The sequence below is a fragment of the Photobacterium sp. DNB23_23_1 genome, assembly GCF_052873815.1.
Genome location: NZ_JBNNXT010000022.1, coordinates 62,733 through 81,708 on the forward strand (window position 1 = coordinate 62,733; position 18,976 = coordinate 81,708).

Consider the following 18,976-nt stretch of genomic DNA (forward strand, 5'->3'; position numbering starts at 1 on the left):
TTAAGCGTCAGCGGTCACTTTGAATGTGCCCTTTTTTGTCGCATGTGCCCTCCAGCTCACTAGCATCGCTGTTGAGATGGCGGCACCAATCAAGGCAGCACCCAACCAAATACCTGCTGCCATGAAGCTACCGATACCTGCGTCGTGAAGTAAGAACATAGAGAAGATACCTGCCCCCGGCGTTGACAAACCAATGCCTGCCGCACCGACGATGGCACCCGTTACCATCGAACCTGCAAGGAATGAGCCGATAACACGGATTGGATCTTCAATCGCCATTGGGATGGCACCTTCGGTGATACCCGCTAGACCGAGTAGCCACGTTGATTTACCGGTTTCAATTTCAAAGTCTTTGAACAGGCGTGGAGCGATCATGGTTGAAGCTGTCACCGTGAAGGCTGATACCATTTTGACCGAACCAAAAATGGCATATGGGCCGTAGACACCGTTAGCCATTGCACCCAAGCAGAATGCATAAGCCGCTTTGTTCACTGGACCACCAAGGTCGAACGATACGAAGACACCGATGATTGCACCAAGTAATAACGCATTAGAGCCAGATAGGCCGTTTAGCCAGTCGGTCAAGCCTTGGTTCAGCATTGCTACCGGCTTACCGATAACAAACAGCATTAGGCTACCGACAACTAAGGTACCAATCACAGGGTAAAGGTAGAAGGTAAGGAAGCCGTTGAAAGCAGGGCTAAGACGAATGTTCTCTTTTACCCAGCGCATGAAGTAACCGGCAATCAAGCCACCGACTACACCACCAAGGAAACCAGAGCCAATCATGTTTGCGGCCAGACCTGCAGCAAAACCAGGCCCCAATGCGGGCTTATCGGCAAGGGAGTATGCGGTGTACGCTGCCAGTACCGGTACCATCAAGGTGCCAAGAAGACCACCACCCAGTTTACGGTACATGTATAGCCATGAGTTTTCTGTCGCGTAAAGCTCTTGTAGATCAAAAATCTGCGCAATCAAAACAGCAACCGCGAGAACCGTACCACCCGCAACAATAAGGGGAACAGCAAATGAAATACCGCTTAGCAATGCCTGCTTAAGCTCGGTCTTGAATGGCAGTTTCTTCGGTTTATCACTAGTTGCAGCCACGCGCTCTTCAGTTGTGCCCTTTTTGGCCTCCTCCATCGCGTCGTTCAAGATCCGCTCTGCGTGACGAATAGGTTCAGCAACCGGTGTTTCAACACGAGGAATGCCGTTAAAACGTTCAACTTCTTTAATTGCAACTTCTGCGGCAAAAACAACCGCATCGGCATTGTTCAGTTGATCAGCCGTCAAACGTCCTTCAATGCCGTTAGCGCCTTGTTTTTCAACATGAACATTAATGCCCATTTTTTTACCGGCTTTTTCAAGATACTCAGCAGCCATGTAAGTGTGAGCGATACCAGCAGGACATGCCGTGACACAAACGATAGTTGGACGCTGTTTATTTGTATTAAAGTTGTCTTGTTCTTCTTCTACATCATTTTTGCTGTCGAGTAGAATCATCAACTCTTCAGGGTTCTGTGCGCTAAGCACCGCTTCGCGAACGTCGTCATCCACAAGCGTTGTCGTTAACTCGGTCAACAAATGCATGTGCGTTGAACCGGCTTCTGCATTAGGAATGGCAATCAAGAAGACCAGGTTGACATCTTCATCTTCGTCTTCATCAATACCTTTCCATTTAAGATCTCGTTTTAGCGTTGCTACGGCAAAACCGGCTTCTTTAACTGCGTCAGTCTTGCCGTGCGGAACTGCAAGTCCTTCGCCTAGTGCTGTAGGGCCCTGCTCTTCACGGGCAAAAACCGCATCAAGGTAAGCTTGCTTATCATGCAATTTGCCTTCTTGATTAAGTTTGTCTGCCAGAGCATGAATCGCTGCTTCACGACTTTCAAATGTCGTTTGGATTGAAATCAGCGACTTATTGGTAAGGGTAGTCAGTTTCATCGTCGTCCTCTGTACCGTCATCCAGGGGGGCGTGTATCGCCCTTAGTTGTATTAATACAAATATAATACGTATTCTGCCGATGTGTTCTGTGATCGCATTCACACAACCTTACAGATAGGTATTATTGTTGTATTAAATATTGGTTCAGCTTGTATATGACAACTTTGAATGAAACGGTAAATGCAGGTAAAATACGGGCATAGCTCGCTATAACACTATAGAAGTAATATACCCAAGTGACCTTAAGTGCAGGATTCACAACATGGTAGATAAGCAACTTGCCTTCCAGAGGAGAACGATGTGGCACGCCTTCCTATGTATCGTCAGATCGCCGACGCAATAAAGGAGAAGATCCAATCCGGTGAATACCAGCCGGGTGAGGCCTTGCCGACTGAAGCACAACTACGAGAAGCCTTCTCCGTGAGCCGGGTAACGGTTCGACAAGCCTTAAAATTACTCGTAGATCAAAATGTGCTGGAAAGCATCCAAGGGAGTGGGACCTACGTTAAAGAAAACAAGGTCAACTATGACATGTACGAGTACTCAAGCTTTTATGAAAAGCTGAGCCACCTTGATGTCAAAGCTCACAGTGAAATTCTTGCCTTTGAGATTACAACCCCAGCCCCAGCTATCGCAGAGGCGCTTGAGATTGGTGAAAGTGACAGGATTTTCTACGTAAAACGCGTCCGCTTTATCGACGAGAACCCAGTCGCATTGGAAGAAACCTGGATGCCACTCACGCTGTTCCCTGATCTTACCTATGAAGTCATGCAAGGCTCGAAATACGAGTTCATCGAGGGGACAAAGAAAATGGTGATTGATCGCAGTGAGCAGGAAATCATCCCGGTACTGCCACCGCAAGAAGTAGTGAATCAGCTTGGCATCCCACCAGAGCAACCGATTATCGAAAAAGTCACCAGAGGGTACCTAGTCGACGGTACTGTGTTTGAGTACAGCCGTAACTACTTCAAGTCATCAGACTACAAGTTCACTCTAGTGGCTAAACGTAATCATCATTATTGAACATACTAGTCAACAAAGTGGGCAAATGCCCACTTGCCATAATCTTATTCTTGAATGGTAAATCAAAGCTTTGCTATTACAGATATTTTCAATACTTCTCTGTAATTACCAGCTATTGCATTCCGGATACTTCCCACCTCAATACCAAATGGAATACTACTCGGTGTACGGGCAGACATTCTACCCAATTCAAAGCTAACGGGTTGCTTTGAGGCCTTTACCCTTTGGTTGTTAACTAACAAGTTATATGGAATAGCGCCTTGAGAATCAACATGCTTCAATACACCATTTTTAGGTTCAACTTCCATCACCACGTTAGCATTACTTAGCACGTGAATATCAAATTGCCTCTTTAAACCCGTTTTTAGCCGGCCTAACATAACTTGATGGTATGAGCCTGAATTCTTCATCCATGAATAACTAGAACTATCAAGACTCAGACTTGCAAATGGCTTAACATAGTAATTAATAACCTTCGTTTTAATTGATACCGGTCTATATTGCGTATTAGAAATAAGACCAACATCAACACTCGCACTATATTTACCAGCAGAAAGAAATGCCCCCTGAGGGATTTTCAACCAAAAGTTCGTTAATTTTGCTTTCTCTAATTTAAGGCTAACGCTCTGACTATCAACCAATGCTAATGGCGTAACATGCTTATCAAAAAATTGCAGTGCAACTTTCCCCTGAGGCCCTTTTAGCCAAAACTGAGATTCTGATTTTGTCGAAATAATAATCGTATCTGCGCATTGTCGGAGTGAAGACCCGACCTCAATATACGCTTTTATCCATGTTGACTCGCCAAAGTTGGGTCTAATTGACGAGTCTTCATCAATAAACCTAACCGTCCAGTTCCCCGTACAATCATCATTAGCATGTGAAAACAACGGTAAACATATAAATATTAACCAATACCATTTTTTCATATCCTTTCCCCATATTGCCTGTATATTGAAAACCCATTTTTATAATGACATGCCCATAGCCTTATCATAATCAATGATGAAACTGTCCATATTCGGTACAAAGATTTCTTGGCCTGGATGGATAATATTACCGTCATCGAGCTCATTTACGCTTACAACATAGTCGCTCAAAGAGAGTGTTAAACGGTGCTTTTCAACGGTTGAAAAATCAAACCCATTACTCTGTTTAGCCCGCCTTACCTCAGCGTCGGTGTATCGCCAAATAGAATCACCGGGCCGAACAAGTATGGTACTACCTGCGGACGGCATTTCTTCATTCGTTTTATCGTCCTTCTCATCAGAGATCTCTTCTACCGATTCAAATTGCTGCACTTCAGGATCTGATAAAATGATTGGGTCTAAATAAACAAGCGGATCCTCTGCTGCTTCAAGAATAAAAGAAGCTCGAACTGAAGGATCAGTATTTTGATGGATGATGTAATTTCCAGGCAGCATACCTTCCACCACAAAGCGGCCATTACGATTGGTAAAGGTCGAATATCGGCCATTTTCACCGACAATATTAAAGCTTTTCAATGCAACAGCGTCGGATGACGGATCCTGCAAGCGACCAATAACAGTGTAAACCGCATCGGAACCAATATGAATCACATGCCCCGTCAAGCTACCTGGCACAATAGAATGCAAAGGATCACCATAATCTAAACCAGGAGGCGCATCAGGAATATCGACATTAACTTGATTATTGGTAAAGGCGCGATTAAGCCCAACAACAGCAGGTAACTGATGGGTAGCAATCGCATTAGGGTTATAACCTTCAAATCCATTAACCTCTACATCCAACCCTTCCAAAGATTGATGTGCCGATACAATAGCGAATGGGCCAACAGGGTCACTCCCCACACCAAATCGCCCGCCGGCAAAACCAACTGTTGTCGACAAATAAACCGATGCAGCGAACTCATCGTCAGAAGAGTTATCACTATACCTTGATACAATGGCATTGCCACGCCATCGGTTAGCCACGTAATCAATATTGCCACTTTGTCGGTCATAATCATCGCGGCGTTCTGCAGAGAGGCGGTAACCCAGCCCACCGATGCCATAATCACTGGAACGGGAGAAGTCAGCAGCCACTCTATTTTCATCAGTATCATATCTTAATGCTGATGAATAACGTCGGGTATCAGAAGACCAATCCCAACTCAGGCTTAAGTTCACAGTATATTCATCAATATCATAACGTGATTCGGAACTATATTCTCCCCGCAGTCCAATGACAAAATAGTTATTTCTATCTCCAAAGGAGTAATTGGCATTAGCAAAGTAAGTATCATATTGCTCTGCGCCTTCATAGTTACTTAAACGAGCACCTATTGAAAAATCGAGAGCATTACTAGGATAAGCAGAATAGTCAATATAAGTAGTATAACCATCTCGTTGACCATCACTCAACCAAGGTGTTGATGAAAACTTATTCTGGTATTCATAACCAATTCGCAAATTTGCCGCGCTGCTAATTCCACTCCCAAACACGGATTGTTCATAGTCAATAGAGCCGATATAACCATTACGGTATTCATTCTCACGATAATAACCATAGGTTAACCTAAGGGAAACGTTACCCAAGAAGTTGCCGGTAACAGCAGACACACCCAAAAGGCCACCATCCTCGGAAGCGAGACCATTTACCCCTGCGGTTAATTGCTCTGTTAATCCATACTCATAAAAACCAGACACCACATAATCATCAGAATAAGTGATATCCCGGTCATCATATTCCGATATGGATCCGACGGAAAAACCAAAGTCACTTAAACCAGCTTTAAGCAATGTTGCATTATAATAACGGGAAAAGTAAAGCGATTCCTCTCGACCGGATAAATAATTAACATCAAGTCTTACATCGTTATTACCTGATGACAATGGCAGGTTATCAATGTTATAGCGACCAGGTTCAAGCCTGAATCGAGTTATATATATACCGTTAACGAAAAACTCTACTTCCGCACTTTCATTAAGCTGAAAAAATTGGCTTCCAGAATTTTGAATGTTTCTTTCCGGTTGAAGATCAGAGAAACTCCGATAAATAGAAAAACCGCCTAATTCATAGATGGGTAAATGGCCAGATGATGGACTTGATACATCGCCGAGCGAATAGCGGGCAGGTTGCTGATAGCGATCATGATACAGAACCACAGGGCCTCTCAGGCTCTGCCATTCGTTGCTCTCACTATCGTCATCAAATAAATAACCAAAGGATGCATTTGTCATCAAATTAACACCTTGATACCCTCCCCAGTTAAACCCGCCTAACCACTGTAATACCGCGCTGCCTGATGAGTCGAAAGCATCACTATAATCATACTCTACGCTGAAACTTGAAATAGCAGAAAACGGTTCACTGGGTGTTGGTGGCAGACCTAAAAAACCAGCATCACCATTTATGTTTTGCACACGATCCTTACCATCGTCAATACGAACCGAAAGAGAAAATGCCGAAGACATAAATTCAACGATAATACCTTGCTGTTTGAGTTCCTCTAAAGATATAAATTGTTGTTGATAGGAATGAGTCCATCTAAGCGCGTCATCGTTAAGAAGCGGGGATATAAAATATAATAAGTTATTTTTGTGTATGGAACAGACTTGGTGACCATCGGTTATCGCTATGACATCACCAAGTTCACGATGGTGATAGAGTAAAGGTAATGGCATTTCAAATGCCATATCGTCGCATGAGGATGAAGATGCACTTAAGAAGCTGCTATATAATAGAAATATTATCAGCGCTAAGGTACCATATAAATAACTCCATTCCCTCCTCATAACTACACCTATTTAGTCATTATTGAGTTCAAAGTAATTTCATTATTCAATTCACTATCAATGTTAAGGCCATTAAAATCATTAATAGTTAAAGCTGCATGAGGCATTAAATATCGTTGACTGAGTGTCTCTTCCATATCTGGCCAGCTATATACTTGGTTTTGACCATTAATTGTAAAGTCAAACTTCCAATCCGCTAGGTCTAGTACACCATTCCCCGAGTTCTTTATTGTTACTTCAGGGTTACCATTAATATCAATATTAGATATTTCGGGATAAGCATTTGTACCTGGCACATTAACAATAACTATTGTCGAGAAACGCATAGTAAAATCAACAAAACTTTGTTCACTATCATTTATATCAACTGGAAGCTGTTCAAAAACCACCCTGTAGGCTGTACTTGCGGTTAGATTTTCATTGGGTAGATATCGCAACCTGAATGTTTGTCTTGCTTGCGGCAAGATGACTGATTGCGGTGGTAAAATAAGGAAGTCATCATCAGCTGGTACTAACTTTTCTTCACTTTCATTATCGAAACTTATTTTGAAAATAGAAATCTCAAGTGTCACCTTAGTGTCATTATCATTTGTGACCAGATAATCACCGTAACTGCCTCTACCAGATATATCAATTTGTTGTAACATGGGTTGCACTTGATAAGCATTAACTGATGAAAAGAGGAATAACAAAATAATTGGTTGTAGTATTCGCATTACAAACCTCCTATAATCATTGAGGTAGGTTCCCCTACCTCAATGGAAGCTAATTACATGAATGTAGACTCAACATTTATATTGATAGTAGATTTGTAAACACCATGTATTGTCGGTGTAGTGGGAACATTTATCCAGACATAATGGTCAAATGCCTCACCATTATATCTGGTAATTTCTTCATTCCCTAGTCCTTGATCAAACTCTACTGAATAGCCCGTACGAACCCTTTCGTTATTAGTATTTTTGAATTCATAATCAGTAGAGCTTAAAGTAACCTTTGTCTTTGGCAAGTTACACTTACCAAATACCTTACCAAGCTTTTGAGATTCATTAACATCTAAATCAACAAAGGCCGCCCCACCATGTTTGGTTAACTTTTTATCAGGTTCAAATGATAGTCCACAAGATCGAGGAATATAACCAAGAAGCTCAACTTCTAATGTTTCACTATATTCGTGAGCACGGTAATGCTTATTCCATTTATCACCACCTTGACCACCACCACCTTGACCTTTCGCAAATGTGCCCATACTACATGTTAATGCTATTACTGATAATGCAATTATTGACTTTTTCATAATCAAGCTCCCTGTGCTTTAATTGTGTTTGTAGTTCTTACTGCCTTGTTCATGGTTAGAATATGACACTGAGTCAACTAAAACATCGACAATAAGGTTGAAAGTTTTAATAATTTTATTTGTTTAAGATTGATAATAGATTGAAAGTAAAATACAGCTTTCAGTGTAATACTGGAGAGTAATAAGGTTAACTCATGAGAAAAATACTAAAAAGATAGAGATAGAGATAGAGATAGAGATAGAGATAGAGATAGAGATAATACTAAAAGGTTTTCATGCAGAAAAGGGATGGCAGCAGCCTAATTGCTATAGGCTGCTAAAGATGACTAGTTTGCGTATTCATTTTCTTTATAATCATTAATAATCAAGCCCAGCAACTCAGAACGTGAGCTAACCGAAAGCTTTGACAGAATGTTATGCACATGACTTTTAACGGTATGAATACTAATGTTTTTTTCTACTGCAATTTGCTTGTTGTTTAAGCCATTCAATACAAGTTTACATATATCCTGTTCTTTAGACGTGAGTTGGGAAGCATTAAACAAGTCGTTCATTTTACAGTTTTTATTTATGTATTTTTCTTGATAGAACTGAATCACAAACCGTGTATGATTTTTTGGAAAGCACATCTGTCCTTTCTGTACGGCACTGATTATTGTAGAGAAATTATTAATTAGTTCCAAAATGGAAAGCACACCTACAAAACCTTTATCAATCCATAAAATAGTATCTGATGTCGTAGCATCATCGATATTGACTAAGATCCAAGATCTTTTATCCCCTTGAACGTGAAATACATACTTCTCCACTTCAGTTAAACTCTTATAATCAATGATATAGATATTATCACTCACACCAGTAGTCTCTGAATGATGCATTTCATACAGCGAGTCATATATTTGCCCATTATAATCCTGTGGAAGGTAATTTATTAGCTGGTTTATAGCCTCTCTTAATTCTTTATTTTTAGTATAGAGCTTTATTGCTGGTATCATAATGATATCCCTTTCATTCCAGTCATGCCATAATTAAATTATGCATGTTGAAACAATATATTATGTGACATTGGTCCCAACTCAAAGAAAGCCCACTTTGTGACAAATTATTACAAAAACATTAAATCCCTCAATGTCTATATTTCAATCCAATACATCAATAAAAACATCATTAAATGTATATATGATTGGGCACACCGTGGGTATAAAAGGTATATTGAATCTATTTTATAAGCATAAATGTTATATTGAAGTTAACAGCACAGCCATGATTTAAAATTTATTAACCAATAAATTAATAAGAAACGCCTATTTTACTAGGCATTATTACGTTATAAATATACATAGATTAATGATAAATAAGTCAATTAATAACTGTTATGTTGTTCAATAAACGCTGTGATTATATAAATTTATTCGCTAGTCATATTGAAGATCGGCGCAATTAATCGTGCTTCTTATAATTATCATTCGTACAACAGTAACATCATTGTTTTCCACTTTTACAATCAATAATTATTTTTATGCAAATCATAAATGATTGCGATTATCCGCCTATAGTTAAGCTAGCACTTTGGCTTAGAGGGATCTTTAATGGCAACAGGTTTGTTTCTTTTTCAAAACGATTTAAGACTGCATGATAACTCGGCACTTGCCTTAGCAACTCAAGAAGCCGATCACCTTATCTGTGTGTACTGCTTACCGGTCAATAATGCTAATCGCTACCCTTACCATATAGATAAGCACGGTATCTACAGGAAGCAATTTCTCTTACAGTCACTCCATAATCTTGCAGAACAACTCAGTCATCGAGGCCAGAGCTTGCATGTCATACTGGACCATCCGCTGAATGTTATTCCTGAGTTAATCAGCCAGTACAACGTCTCCATGATTTATACCAGCGAAAATACTGGTGTGTATGAGCAACGCAACTGGCACACGCTCAAGGGAAGGTACCCATATATTACGTTCCGTAAAATTGCGACACACACCCTGTTTGACGCAGTCGAATTGCCTTTTGACGTTAAAACATCGCTTCCACCTACTTTCAGCCAATTCCGTAAACAAGTCGAAGAGTTAGAGATTCGTTCACCGATAACAACCATTGCTAAGCTGCCACCATCTCCAGGCAGGCTCAAAGCTTTTGATGTGGTAAGTCCAATGACTAACCCAAAGCTGTTAGCTGATTTCAATGGCGGTGAAAAAGCGGCTTTAAAGCATCTTGAACGCTATTTTACTTCCAATGCGCCCAGTCGCTACAAATTGACCCGAAATGAACTTGACGGGTGGGAGAATTCGACCAAGTTTTCACCATGGTTGGCATTAGGGTGCTTATCTGCGAACAAACTTCTCAAACACTTAAGCCAATATGAAACCGATATCGAATGCAATGAATCTACTCAATGGATAAAATTCGAGCTACTTTGGCGCGAATATTTCCAATGGTATGCCCATTGCTACGGGTCAAGACTTTATACTTTTTCGGGAATCACATCGACGCTACCGCATACCGCCTTCTACCCCGAGCGATTCCGCCGTTGGTGTGAGGGAAATACCCCCTATCCTATTGTTAACGCATTAATGAATCAGCTCCGGAATACCGGTTATATATCCAACCGCGGAAGACAAATAGCAGCGAGTTGCTTGGTGAATGAACTCAGTGTGGACTGGCGCTATGGTGCCGCCTTCTTTGAAGAGCATCTTATTGATTATGACACCGCTTCAAACTGGGGAAACTGGCAGTATATTGCAGGCGTCGGAGCCGATCCTCAGCAGGGCCGCCACTTCAATCTAGCAAAACAAACTGCGCTCTATGATCCTAGTGAAGAGTTTATTCGTAAATGGGGTGGAGATAAGTATGATGGCAATATCGACTCGGTAGATGCCTCTGATTGGCCTATACGCTGACTATTGGTAAAGGATTCGTACCGAAATGGCAAATATGCAACATAGAACACTCAGATTGATCTTAGGGGATCAGTTAAATGCTAAACATTCTTGGTATCGTACTGTCGATGACTCAACCCTGTACCTCATTGCAGAGCTTCATCAAGAAGCTGCATACGTCGCACATCATATACAAAAAGTCTCGGCATTCTTTGCTGCAATGGAGCATTTCGCGCAAGAGTTAAAACAGTTAGGCCATAATGTTATCCATCTAAATTTGGATCTGTCCGCACAGTTTGAAGATTTACCTTCTCTTATCAATGACTTGCTACTGCAATACAATTGCGAATGTTTCGAGTTCCAGCGCCCTGATGAATACAGGCTTTATGAACAGCTTCATTCTTTAGCAGGCTCCCTAAGCCAAGCGAATATTCGATGCAGAGAATATGATACGGAGCACTTCCTACTGCCGTTCAATGAGATCCAGGAAGACTTTCCACCAGGAAAGCATGTTTTAATGGAGCACTTTTATCGCCGTATGAGGAGAAGGTTTGATCTGCTGATGGATGGTGACAAACCACTTGGTGGAAAATGGAATTTTGATAAGAGTAATCGTAACAAGCTTAAAAAGCATGAACTTGAACACATCCCTAGCCCACTCTGTTTTTCCAACAACGTTAACGATATTTTAAATAGAATTGCAGTTCACCAAGTTCGGACCATTGGTCAGGCTCAACCTCAACTATTGTGGCCAGTCACTACCGCCCAAGCTCAAGAGTTGTTGCATTTTTTTTGCCAGCAATGCCTACCGTTTTTTGGTTGTTTTCAAGATGCAATGACTGAGAAATCACCACACAGTTGGAGCTTATATCACTCTCGACTCTCTTTTGCCTTGAACGCAAAACTTCTGTCCCCCACAGATGTTTTGAAGCAAGCAATCTGTGCCTATGAACAAAATAGTTCTATCGACTTAGCGCAAATAGAAGGCTTTGTAAGACAGATTATTGGTTGGAGGGAATATATCCGTGCAATGTATTGGGCCAACATGCCCAACTACAAAAAACTCAACGCCCTGAAAGCTGAACGAAATTTACCAGATTTTTTTTGGACTGGACATACCAAGATGGCTTGTATGAAAGCCGCAATAACACAATCTTTGGATTACGCATACGCCCATCATATTCAGCGCTTGATGGTAACAGGTAATTTTTGCCTGCTAACAGGTATCGCTCCTGACGAAGTTGAGGAGTGGTACCTCGGAATATACATTGATGCAATTGAATGGGTGGAAATGCCAAATACTCGCGGCATGGCACTCTTTGCCGATAATGGCATTATAGCAACCAAACCCTATGCAGCCAGCGGTAATTATATCAACAAGATGAGCGACTACTGTAAGCATTGCAACTATGATGTAAAGACAAAAACAGAAGCAAATTCATGCCCTCTTAATAGTTTATACTGGAATTTTTTACATCAGCACGAATCATGGTTAGCGAAGAACCATAGAACAAGAATGATTTATCGAAGCTGGGATAACTTAAATGAGCAAGACAGAAAGCGGATTATCGCCAAGGCGAATAGAATACTCAAAAATATAGATAACATTTAATTAAAGTGTAGAAGTACAATAAACACGACTAAGCGCATATGCGGCAAAAGAGCCAACACTCATCGCTGCGCCGTTCCCCCCTCAGTACCTTCCTTCAAAAGCTGAGTAGATAATCTGTCCAGACCTAACCGCTGACATTGGCTATATGTAAGCAATTTTTAGTGGATATAACGTGACCTAAAACTGACGCCAACAAATATAAAAGTAAAATTACGCCACCCATCGAATATATTTTATGCAGGCAAATAATCCCATGCACAAAAAAAATATACAAAACTGACTACCACAACACGCAGTGGAACAAAGATCACATTTTGTAATATATTTAGTAAAGCACAACACCAGGATTTGGGAGCAATATCACAAAAAACCCTTTTGTTATTCAATATTATTATTATCAGGACTCAATCTATAAGGACAAATTATGATGTGCTGTGATACACCTTTTGCTCAACGCAAGAAAAGGAACCGATTAGAAAGAATACTTTATAACTCAATATATAAATGTAGCAACTGCGGCAGTATCATTAAAATACGCTCTTACTAGATCACTCTTTATAGTGCTGTAAAAATAAACACTTCGTTGTATATTTAATTTTCAACTTACTTAAATCGAATTGCTCTTTGCCAAAAATGTTTTTTGAACACGTAACAAAAATAGCTCACGCCAGTGAAACTTACTTCATTTGCGATATTAAGAAGGCTATATACGGCGTTTTTCAAGCGCCAGTGAACGTGATTCATCCTCATGATCACCCAATACTCACGAGGCTTGCGACAATTCTAATTTAAACTGCCTATCGAGCAGCATTCGGCTTAATCCCAGCAGAAGTACTCATTTCTCAATACGTAATGGCACAAATAAATTTTGCGCATTAATAAAATCGCACGTGAGATATGACGATTATTTTTTGCAGGCATACTACTTCACCACGAAGCCAATAACTCTATACCCAAGTAACCGTAAGGTACTTGGGTTTATTCGCGGCAAGTCCCTATCTATCACTGTTATACCAACCTACATAAATATTTGATCAGTCTTGCAGGTTAAAATCGCTGTTCTCTGCGTTAGATATTTTGTAATTTGAGCCACTAGTGACTGCAATATCAACCTTGATAACAACGATTTTTCCAGTACAACTACTTGATCAACTACCTCTCCAGATTGGTATTAGGTACCCGCCTCACCGACATTCCAAGCAGTTCGATGTAAATCCGATATACTTATAGCCATGCTATTTTGTGACACAGATAACACTTTGCTTCTCGTGTAAGTGTTCTGACATTAGTCATGTTGTTGGCGTTGGAGGTAGATGCGTGATGTTTTCGTTCGTACAAAGACTCTTTCCATTCTTCCTAGTTATTCCATTATTACTCAGCGGCTGTAGCTCTAGCCCTGACACTGTCAGGCGAAGCGGTGAATACAGCTTCTATGACTCAACCCAAAGCTTCATTGCTTTAACCGATACCCGACGAAACGGAGCGGTTGTCGATAAAGGTGTGTTTTACCCCAAAAATACGTTTGCCTATACCTACCGCTATTGTTCAGACAACCCTAAACAAGCGGCTAACGATATTATAGAGTACCAAGCATTAGCCAAGCGGGTTTGTGACACTAATGGAGGGCAACTGATTAATCAAGGCAGTGGCGCATGGTGTGTCAGTTCAGCCAATACTCCTAACGAAATGCCCTTGTTCTCCGCTAACATTACCAGCACAGCCCTTTGGGCCGATTTATGTTTGGATGGCCCGTTTGTCACTCTACGACTTAACGAAAACACCCAAGCTGACCAAAACCAATGGTATGAAAGTGCGCAGGTTCTTGGTTATGAGCCCTACTCTCCGCTGCGTCAATTGACACCTGCTAGCGCAACCATGTACACAATTAATCAACCTGCTTCACCAACAACAGCGCCATGGGGAGAAGAAAGCAAATACATCTATTCCAGTGTTGGAGCCACGGTATGCTTGTACGATCATCCACACCAAACCAATCTTGGCCATACCTATCGCGGACAAGTCTTTAGCGTTAATGATGGGCTCGTGAAGGTATCAGTAAAAGACAAGTTCAAGGGGGATATTAGAACCGCCCCCTCATTGGACAGAGTTAACTGGCACCGTTCTTCTTACATTACAGCGCCTGCCAACTCGTGGTTTGTTTGTTCTTAATCCGTACAAGGGCTAGCCTTATATCTGCACATCCTTCCAGTCACATGGGTTCCCTGTATGACTGGAAGTAGAAAACGAGTTAACGCTGGTTTAAACGCAAAAAATTACCACCAAGATCATATAAAAAGACTCTCATTACTGACTTTCTCCTCATTTTCCCCTTCTGCGGTATATACTTCTAATGCTAAGCGGGAGGCTAAATATGTTTGACTGGGCACATTTTCTTACTTCGAATGAACATCCAGTACTAGATTTAGAGAAATGGCAGAAAACCGTCGATTTAATATCACAACTTTTCGGCTGTACTTGCGGAGCTATCGTTCAATTACGCGATCAAGAATTCTTTACCGTTCGCACTAGCCAAAACAATGACAATTTTCTAAAACCCTGCGATGTTTGGCCGTGTGAAATGAACAGCTTCTGTCGGCATGTCATCGAAGAAGGTGACTCGGTTTATGTCGCTGATCCTGCTAATCACCCGACTTGGAGCCAAATACCCTTTGTGAAAGAAGGGCCCATTCGTTCGTATTTTGGTATGCCAATATACTGGCCTGACAACACCGTGTTCGGTACCATCTGCGCCATAGACACAAAACCAAGTGAGTATAATGGCACCCTCTTTCAACTTCTCGAACAACTAAAAGAACTCATTACCGCTGATCTCAAGCTCATTGATGCCTATGAACATTTGAAAATGCAGGCCCTCACCGATGAGCTAACCGGTTTATATAACCGACGCGGTCTCTCTGTGTTAGCCCATAAAATCATATGCAAAGCCCACGCAACCAACACCAATGAAAACGAAAGTGGATTACGAGAGCACACTGAATCCGTTGCTATCGCCTATTTTGATTCGGATAACCTAAAACAGATAAACAACCAACTTGGTCATAACTGCGGTGATATAGCGATCCAGACACTGGCAGCGGAGATTAGAAAACTCACCCGCGCCAGCGATATTGTCGCGCGGGTCGGTGGCGATGAGTTCATTGTACTCTCCCCAAATATCAACGAAACAGATCTCAGGGCTCGCTGCCAACAGATTGAGGTTAACTATCAAACAACCCTGGCAAACCACGAAGCCTTTGCAGACTACCCCAATGACTTCAGTGTCAGCTATGGCTGCTTGAGCGTACAGGGAAACGAGTGTTTAGACCTCAACGAATTGTATATTCAGACCGATAAGCGTATGTATGCCAATAAAATGAGTAAAAGAAGCAACTAAACATCAAATAGTCACCATCCTTCGGGGATTTGAACCAAATGTTCCAGATGTAAAAAGGGCCTGCATTACTGCAAGCCCTTAGAATTTGGCGGAGAGATAGGGATTTGAACCCTAGATACGCTACAAACGTATGCCGGTTTTCAAGACCGGTGCTTTCAACCACTCAGCCATCTCTCCTTTGTGCGGCGTATAATAATGTAGGACTTTCTTGTTGTAAAGCCACTTTGGTTCAACTGCTCGCACAACAACCAAGTACAACACATAGCAGCCAAAAACTATGCACACCTAAGCCACTGCATCCCTAACTCTTCGATATACCGTTACCAAAAACAGTACCGCCGCACCACTCAGTAAACCAACAGCCGCATTCACAGATGCAGGAAGCATCATGGCTCCGCCAGGTACAACGGAAGCTTGCTGAGCTAGGTGGTCGATCAATATATGGGAGTGTGGCATGCTGTGTACGACTATGCCGCCACCAACCAAGAACATCGCGATAGTGCCGACGATAGCCAGAAACTTCATCAGGTATGGTGCCGCTTTTACTAAACTCTCGCCAAATCCCCGTTTCAAAGTACCCGGCTCACTGGTTCGGGCAAGGTACAACCCCGCGTCATCCAATTTTACGATACCTGCCACAAGGCCATACACCCCAATGGTCATCAACAAAGCGATAACACTGACCACCAACACTTGGGTCAGCATGGCGGATTCTTGCACCGTACCTAACGCAATCACGATAATTTCAGCCGATAGAATAAAATCGGTTCGAATCGCTCCCTGAATTTTCTTTTTCTCAAACTCAACCAGATCTTCAGCAGCAGCCAACAACTCACGTTCATCACTTTCCTTTGGGCCCGCCGGATGAAACATCTTCTCTACGACTTTCTCGAACCCTTCAAAGCAAAGAAACAAGCCGCCGATCAGTAGCATCGGGGTGATTAACCAAGGCGCAAATGCACTGATCAATAATGCTGCCGGCACCAAGATCAGCTTATTGCGAAAAGAGCCCTTGGCAACGGCCCACACCACGGGAATTTCTCGTTCAGCACGAACGCCTGACACCTGCTGGGCATTCAATGCCAGATCATCCCCCAGCACTCCTGCCGTTTTGCGGGCAGCTACTTTACTCATTACCGCGACATCGTCGAGCACGGTGGCGATATCATCTAGCAGGGTTAATAAACTTGCTCCGGCCACTGAGCTCTCCTATATCTGCAATACTTTCACGGATATTCTAAACATAGCGAACCTAAGCACTTTTACTAGACAAGATTGAATCAAATTTGCCCTACAACCTTCCAGAAGTGAGAAAAAAGAGACTACCCAGCAAATGTCGGCAAAATGTGTTCAGCCATAATTGTCCCTATCAAGGATGAAATATGGAAGTTACTTGCCGTTTTTACCACGACTAAATCAAGCTCTTTTATGATAACAATTTCCTGCCCACCATAACCCAACGCATTCACGGCCTGATACTTTTTGCCGCTATGAATATATTGGGTGTTCCACCAGAAATAACTATATTTATAGCCCGGTAGACTAGTCGGCATAACCGGCGTTGTCGATGCTGAAAGCCAGTTGGCATCGAGCAACTGTTTACCGTTCCATTGCCCTTCATTTAGAACCAGATGACCCAGCTTCATCATATCTCTCGGGCGTAGCATCACACCTCCAGCGACATTGGAACGCTGATCGGTTTGCTTCATCCAATAGGCGTTATCAAAACAAAGTGCTGAGAGTGGTCCATTTTTAGCATAATCACTAACAGAGTCTGCTTTCGTCGCTTGTCGGATAATATCGCCAACCACAGACACGCTGCCACCACTGTAGGTAAACTTTTCTCCCGGTTTTTGGCTCATAGGCTGCGACAGGGTAAACGCGACAGAATCTTCACTGGCCATTTCCTGACTGCGCAGATTTTTGGGATCTTCATATGACGTCGACCACTCATCCCAATACAGGCCTGACGCCATCATTAACAGGTGCTTAAGGGCTATTTCAGACTTGCGGCCTGAGAACATGTCTTTGTATTTCGGAAGCAGCTCAGAAACAGGGGTATTCACATTGGCAATGTACCCTTGCTGGGTGGCAATGCCCGCCAATAATGAGGTAAGACTTTTGCTTACAGACTGAATCGTATGAGGCTCATCTGCCTTCCAACCATTGAAATACTTTTCGAAAACCAGTTTGCCGTCTTTCAAAACGAGCAAACTGTTGATATTGCTATAGTCTGTATCAGATTTTTCAATCTTAGATATTAATCCACTCATTCTTTTTGAGTTATTGATAACCTCATTTGTGGACTTATCTTGCTTCGAGTAGGGTTTCGCACAATGTTGGCCTGCGGCATGACTAAACCCTTCAAAATAAACATCATCACTATACAAGGCCGGAATAAACGCTTCTTCCGGCATATCTTCACGCACGTAGGTATATTGTTGTCCGAATAAATTAGTCACTTTATGCTGATATATACCATCGACTAACTGCTCAAACTTGCCACTCAATGGAATATTTTTATTTTTGGCGTTGAATTCTCCTTTATCGTTAACCACCAGCTCAAATGAACCCGTTGAGACCACCGCAAAGTAGCGTTCACCATGCTTTTTGATTACAGCATACGGGGTATAGGGGATAGCGGCATGATAAATACCGATATAAGGATCAATTTTCGCAGAGTTCGCATAAGAAAAAGGGGACAGCAATGCAAACAGTGAAATAAACAACTTATTGAAAAGTGAAAGCCGCTTGTTTTTTTTCTCCAGGCTAAAGTTCACAACACCGTCTAGACGGCAAATTCTCAGGACCATAATTTCTCCATTTTCTATGGCTATGACGTAGGTTGCCACTTAGGTATACCAAGCTCAGACGAATGATTACCAAAAGCACCAGTTAAAGTGGAATTTTATATATAATATCAACCTGTTATTATCCCTTGCTTAGAAAAAGGTTATTTTCAGCTGTGATTTCACATCTTCATTACCAAAGCCTGAATTCAGATAATAAGTGCGACACTCATGGGAAGGTGTAAAAGAGGAAGCCAACTGCCGAAAGTGGTACGCTCT

The 18,976-nt window shown here is 41.9% G+C and carries 13 protein-coding genes and 1 tRNA gene; 5 read left to right on the top strand and 9 right to left on the bottom strand.

The window, feature by feature from the left end:
- Positions 1 to 1,941, bottom strand: a complete 1,941-nt coding sequence (gene mngA, locus ACVA53_RS14835; RefSeq protein ID WP_446505481.1) for a PTS 2-O-a-mannosyl-D-glycerate transporter subunit IIABC — start codon at positions 1,939 to 1,941, stop codon at positions 1 to 3.
- Between the two features lie 301 nt (positions 1,942 to 2,242).
- Here mngA and ACVA53_RS14840 point away from each other — a divergent pair, with 301 nt between their 5' ends.
- The gene (locus ACVA53_RS14840) at positions 2,243 to 2,965 is read left to right on the top strand and encodes a GntR family transcriptional regulator (protein ID WP_255044927.1); all 723 of its coding nucleotides are present in this window, start codon (positions 2,243 to 2,245) and stop codon (positions 2,963 to 2,965) included.
- 62 nt (positions 2,966 to 3,027) lie between these two features.
- Here ACVA53_RS14840 and ACVA53_RS14845 read toward each other — a convergent pair whose 3' ends face one another.
- From ACVA53_RS14845 to ACVA53_RS14865, 5 genes are all read right to left on the bottom strand, one after another.
- Positions 3,028 to 3,894: a hypothetical protein gene (locus ACVA53_RS14845; protein WP_446505482.1), complete on the bottom strand. Its 867-nt coding sequence runs from the start codon at positions 3,892 to 3,894 to the stop codon at positions 3,028 to 3,030.
- Positions 3,895 to 3,933: 39 nt separating this feature from the next.
- Positions 3,934 to 6,624 carry a fimbria/pilus outer membrane usher protein gene (locus tag ACVA53_RS14850; RefSeq protein WP_446505483.1) on the bottom strand — a complete coding sequence of 897 codons (2,691 nt, stop codon included), beginning with the start codon at positions 6,622 to 6,624 and terminating at the stop codon, positions 3,934 to 3,936.
- Between the two features lie 107 nt (positions 6,625 to 6,731).
- A complete protein-coding gene (locus tag ACVA53_RS14855; RefSeq protein WP_446505484.1) occupies positions 6,732 to 7,439 on the bottom strand; it encodes a hypothetical protein in 708 nt (235 codons plus the stop codon).
- 53 nt (positions 7,440 to 7,492) lie between these two features.
- On the bottom strand, positions 7,493 to 8,020 hold the full coding sequence (locus ACVA53_RS14860) for a hypothetical protein (protein ID WP_446505485.1): 528 nt from the start codon (positions 8,018 to 8,020) through the stop codon (positions 7,493 to 7,495).
- A 326-nt stretch (positions 8,021 to 8,346) separates the two neighbouring features.
- Positions 8,347 to 9,015: a LuxR C-terminal-related transcriptional regulator gene (locus tag ACVA53_RS14865; protein ID WP_446505486.1), complete on the bottom strand. Its 669-nt coding sequence runs from the start codon at positions 9,013 to 9,015 to the stop codon at positions 8,347 to 8,349.
- 594 nt (positions 9,016 to 9,609) lie between these two features.
- Between ACVA53_RS14865 and ACVA53_RS14870 the strand changes: the two genes are divergently transcribed.
- The 4 genes from ACVA53_RS14870 to ACVA53_RS14885 all read left to right on the top strand — a co-directional run bounded on the left by ACVA53_RS14870 (position 9,610) and on the right by ACVA53_RS14885 (position 15,908).
- On the top strand, positions 9,610 to 10,923 hold the full coding sequence (locus ACVA53_RS14870; protein ID WP_446505487.1) for a DASH family cryptochrome: 1,314 nt from the start codon (positions 9,610 to 9,612) through the stop codon (positions 10,921 to 10,923).
- Between the two features lie 34 nt (positions 10,924 to 10,957).
- A complete protein-coding gene (locus tag ACVA53_RS14875) occupies positions 10,958 to 12,514 on the top strand; it encodes a cryptochrome/photolyase family protein (protein WP_446505491.1) in 1,557 nt (518 codons plus the stop codon).
- Between the two features lie 1,320 nt (positions 12,515 to 13,834).
- Positions 13,835 to 14,683 carry a hypothetical protein gene (locus ACVA53_RS14880; RefSeq protein WP_255044961.1) on the top strand — a complete coding sequence of 283 codons (849 nt, stop codon included), beginning with the start codon at positions 13,835 to 13,837 and terminating at the stop codon, positions 14,681 to 14,683.
- Positions 14,684 to 14,885: 202 nt separating this feature from the next.
- Positions 14,886 to 15,908 carry a sensor domain-containing diguanylate cyclase gene (locus ACVA53_RS14885; RefSeq protein ID WP_446505488.1) on the top strand — a complete coding sequence of 341 codons (1,023 nt, stop codon included), beginning with the start codon at positions 14,886 to 14,888 and terminating at the stop codon, positions 15,906 to 15,908.
- Between the two features lie 86 nt (positions 15,909 to 15,994).
- Here ACVA53_RS14885 and ACVA53_RS14890 read toward each other — a convergent pair.
- The 3 genes from ACVA53_RS14890 to ACVA53_RS14900 form a co-directional block, all read right to left on the bottom strand.
- Positions 15,995 to 16,085 (bottom strand) — tRNA-Ser (locus ACVA53_RS14890).
- Positions 16,086 to 16,193: 108 nt separating this feature from the next.
- Positions 16,194 to 17,108, bottom strand: a complete 915-nt coding sequence (locus ACVA53_RS14895) for a DUF808 domain-containing protein (protein ID WP_446505489.1) — start codon at positions 17,106 to 17,108, stop codon at positions 16,194 to 16,196.
- 122 nt (positions 17,109 to 17,230) lie between these two features.
- On the bottom strand, positions 17,231 to 18,721 hold the full coding sequence (locus ACVA53_RS14900; protein ID WP_446505490.1) for a serine hydrolase domain-containing protein: 1,491 nt from the start codon (positions 18,719 to 18,721) through the stop codon (positions 17,231 to 17,233).
- Positions 18,722 to 18,976: the final 255 nt, after the last annotated feature.

Bases quoted from the DNA above. Each gene is read 5' to 3' on its own strand.
- mngA (WP_446505481.1), bottom strand. From the start codon at position 1,941: ATGAAACTGACTACCCTTACCAATAAGTCGCTGATTTCAATCCAAACG.
- ACVA53_RS14845 (WP_446505482.1), bottom strand. From the start codon at position 3,894: ATGAAAAAATGGTATTGGTTAATATTTATATGTTTACCGTTGTTTTCA.
- ACVA53_RS14850 (WP_446505483.1), bottom strand. From the start codon at position 6,624: ATGGCATTTGAAATGCCATTACCTTTACTCTATCACCATCGTGAACTT.
- ACVA53_RS14855 (WP_446505484.1), bottom strand. From the start codon at position 7,439: ATGCGAATACTACAACCAATTATTTTGTTATTCCTCTTTTCATCAGTT.
- ACVA53_RS14860 (WP_446505485.1), bottom strand. From the start codon at position 8,020: ATGAAAAAGTCAATAATTGCATTATCAGTAATAGCATTAACATGTAGT.
- ACVA53_RS14865 (WP_446505486.1), bottom strand. From the start codon at position 9,015: ATGATACCAGCAATAAAGCTCTATACTAAAAATAAAGAATTAAGAGAG.
- ACVA53_RS14870 (WP_446505487.1), top strand. From the start codon at position 9,610: ATGGCAACAGGTTTGTTTCTTTTTCAAAACGATTTAAGACTGCATGAT.
- ACVA53_RS14875 (WP_446505491.1), top strand. From the start codon at position 10,958: ATGCAACATAGAACACTCAGATTGATCTTAGGGGATCAGTTAAATGCT.
- ACVA53_RS14880 (WP_255044961.1), top strand. From the start codon at position 13,835: ATGTTTTCGTTCGTACAAAGACTCTTTCCATTCTTCCTAGTTATTCCA.
- ACVA53_RS14885 (WP_446505488.1), top strand. From the start codon at position 14,886: ATGTTTGACTGGGCACATTTTCTTACTTCGAATGAACATCCAGTACTA.
- ACVA53_RS14900 (WP_446505490.1), bottom strand. From the start codon at position 18,721: ATGGTCCTGAGAATTTGCCGTCTAGACGGTGTTGTGAACTTTAGCCTG.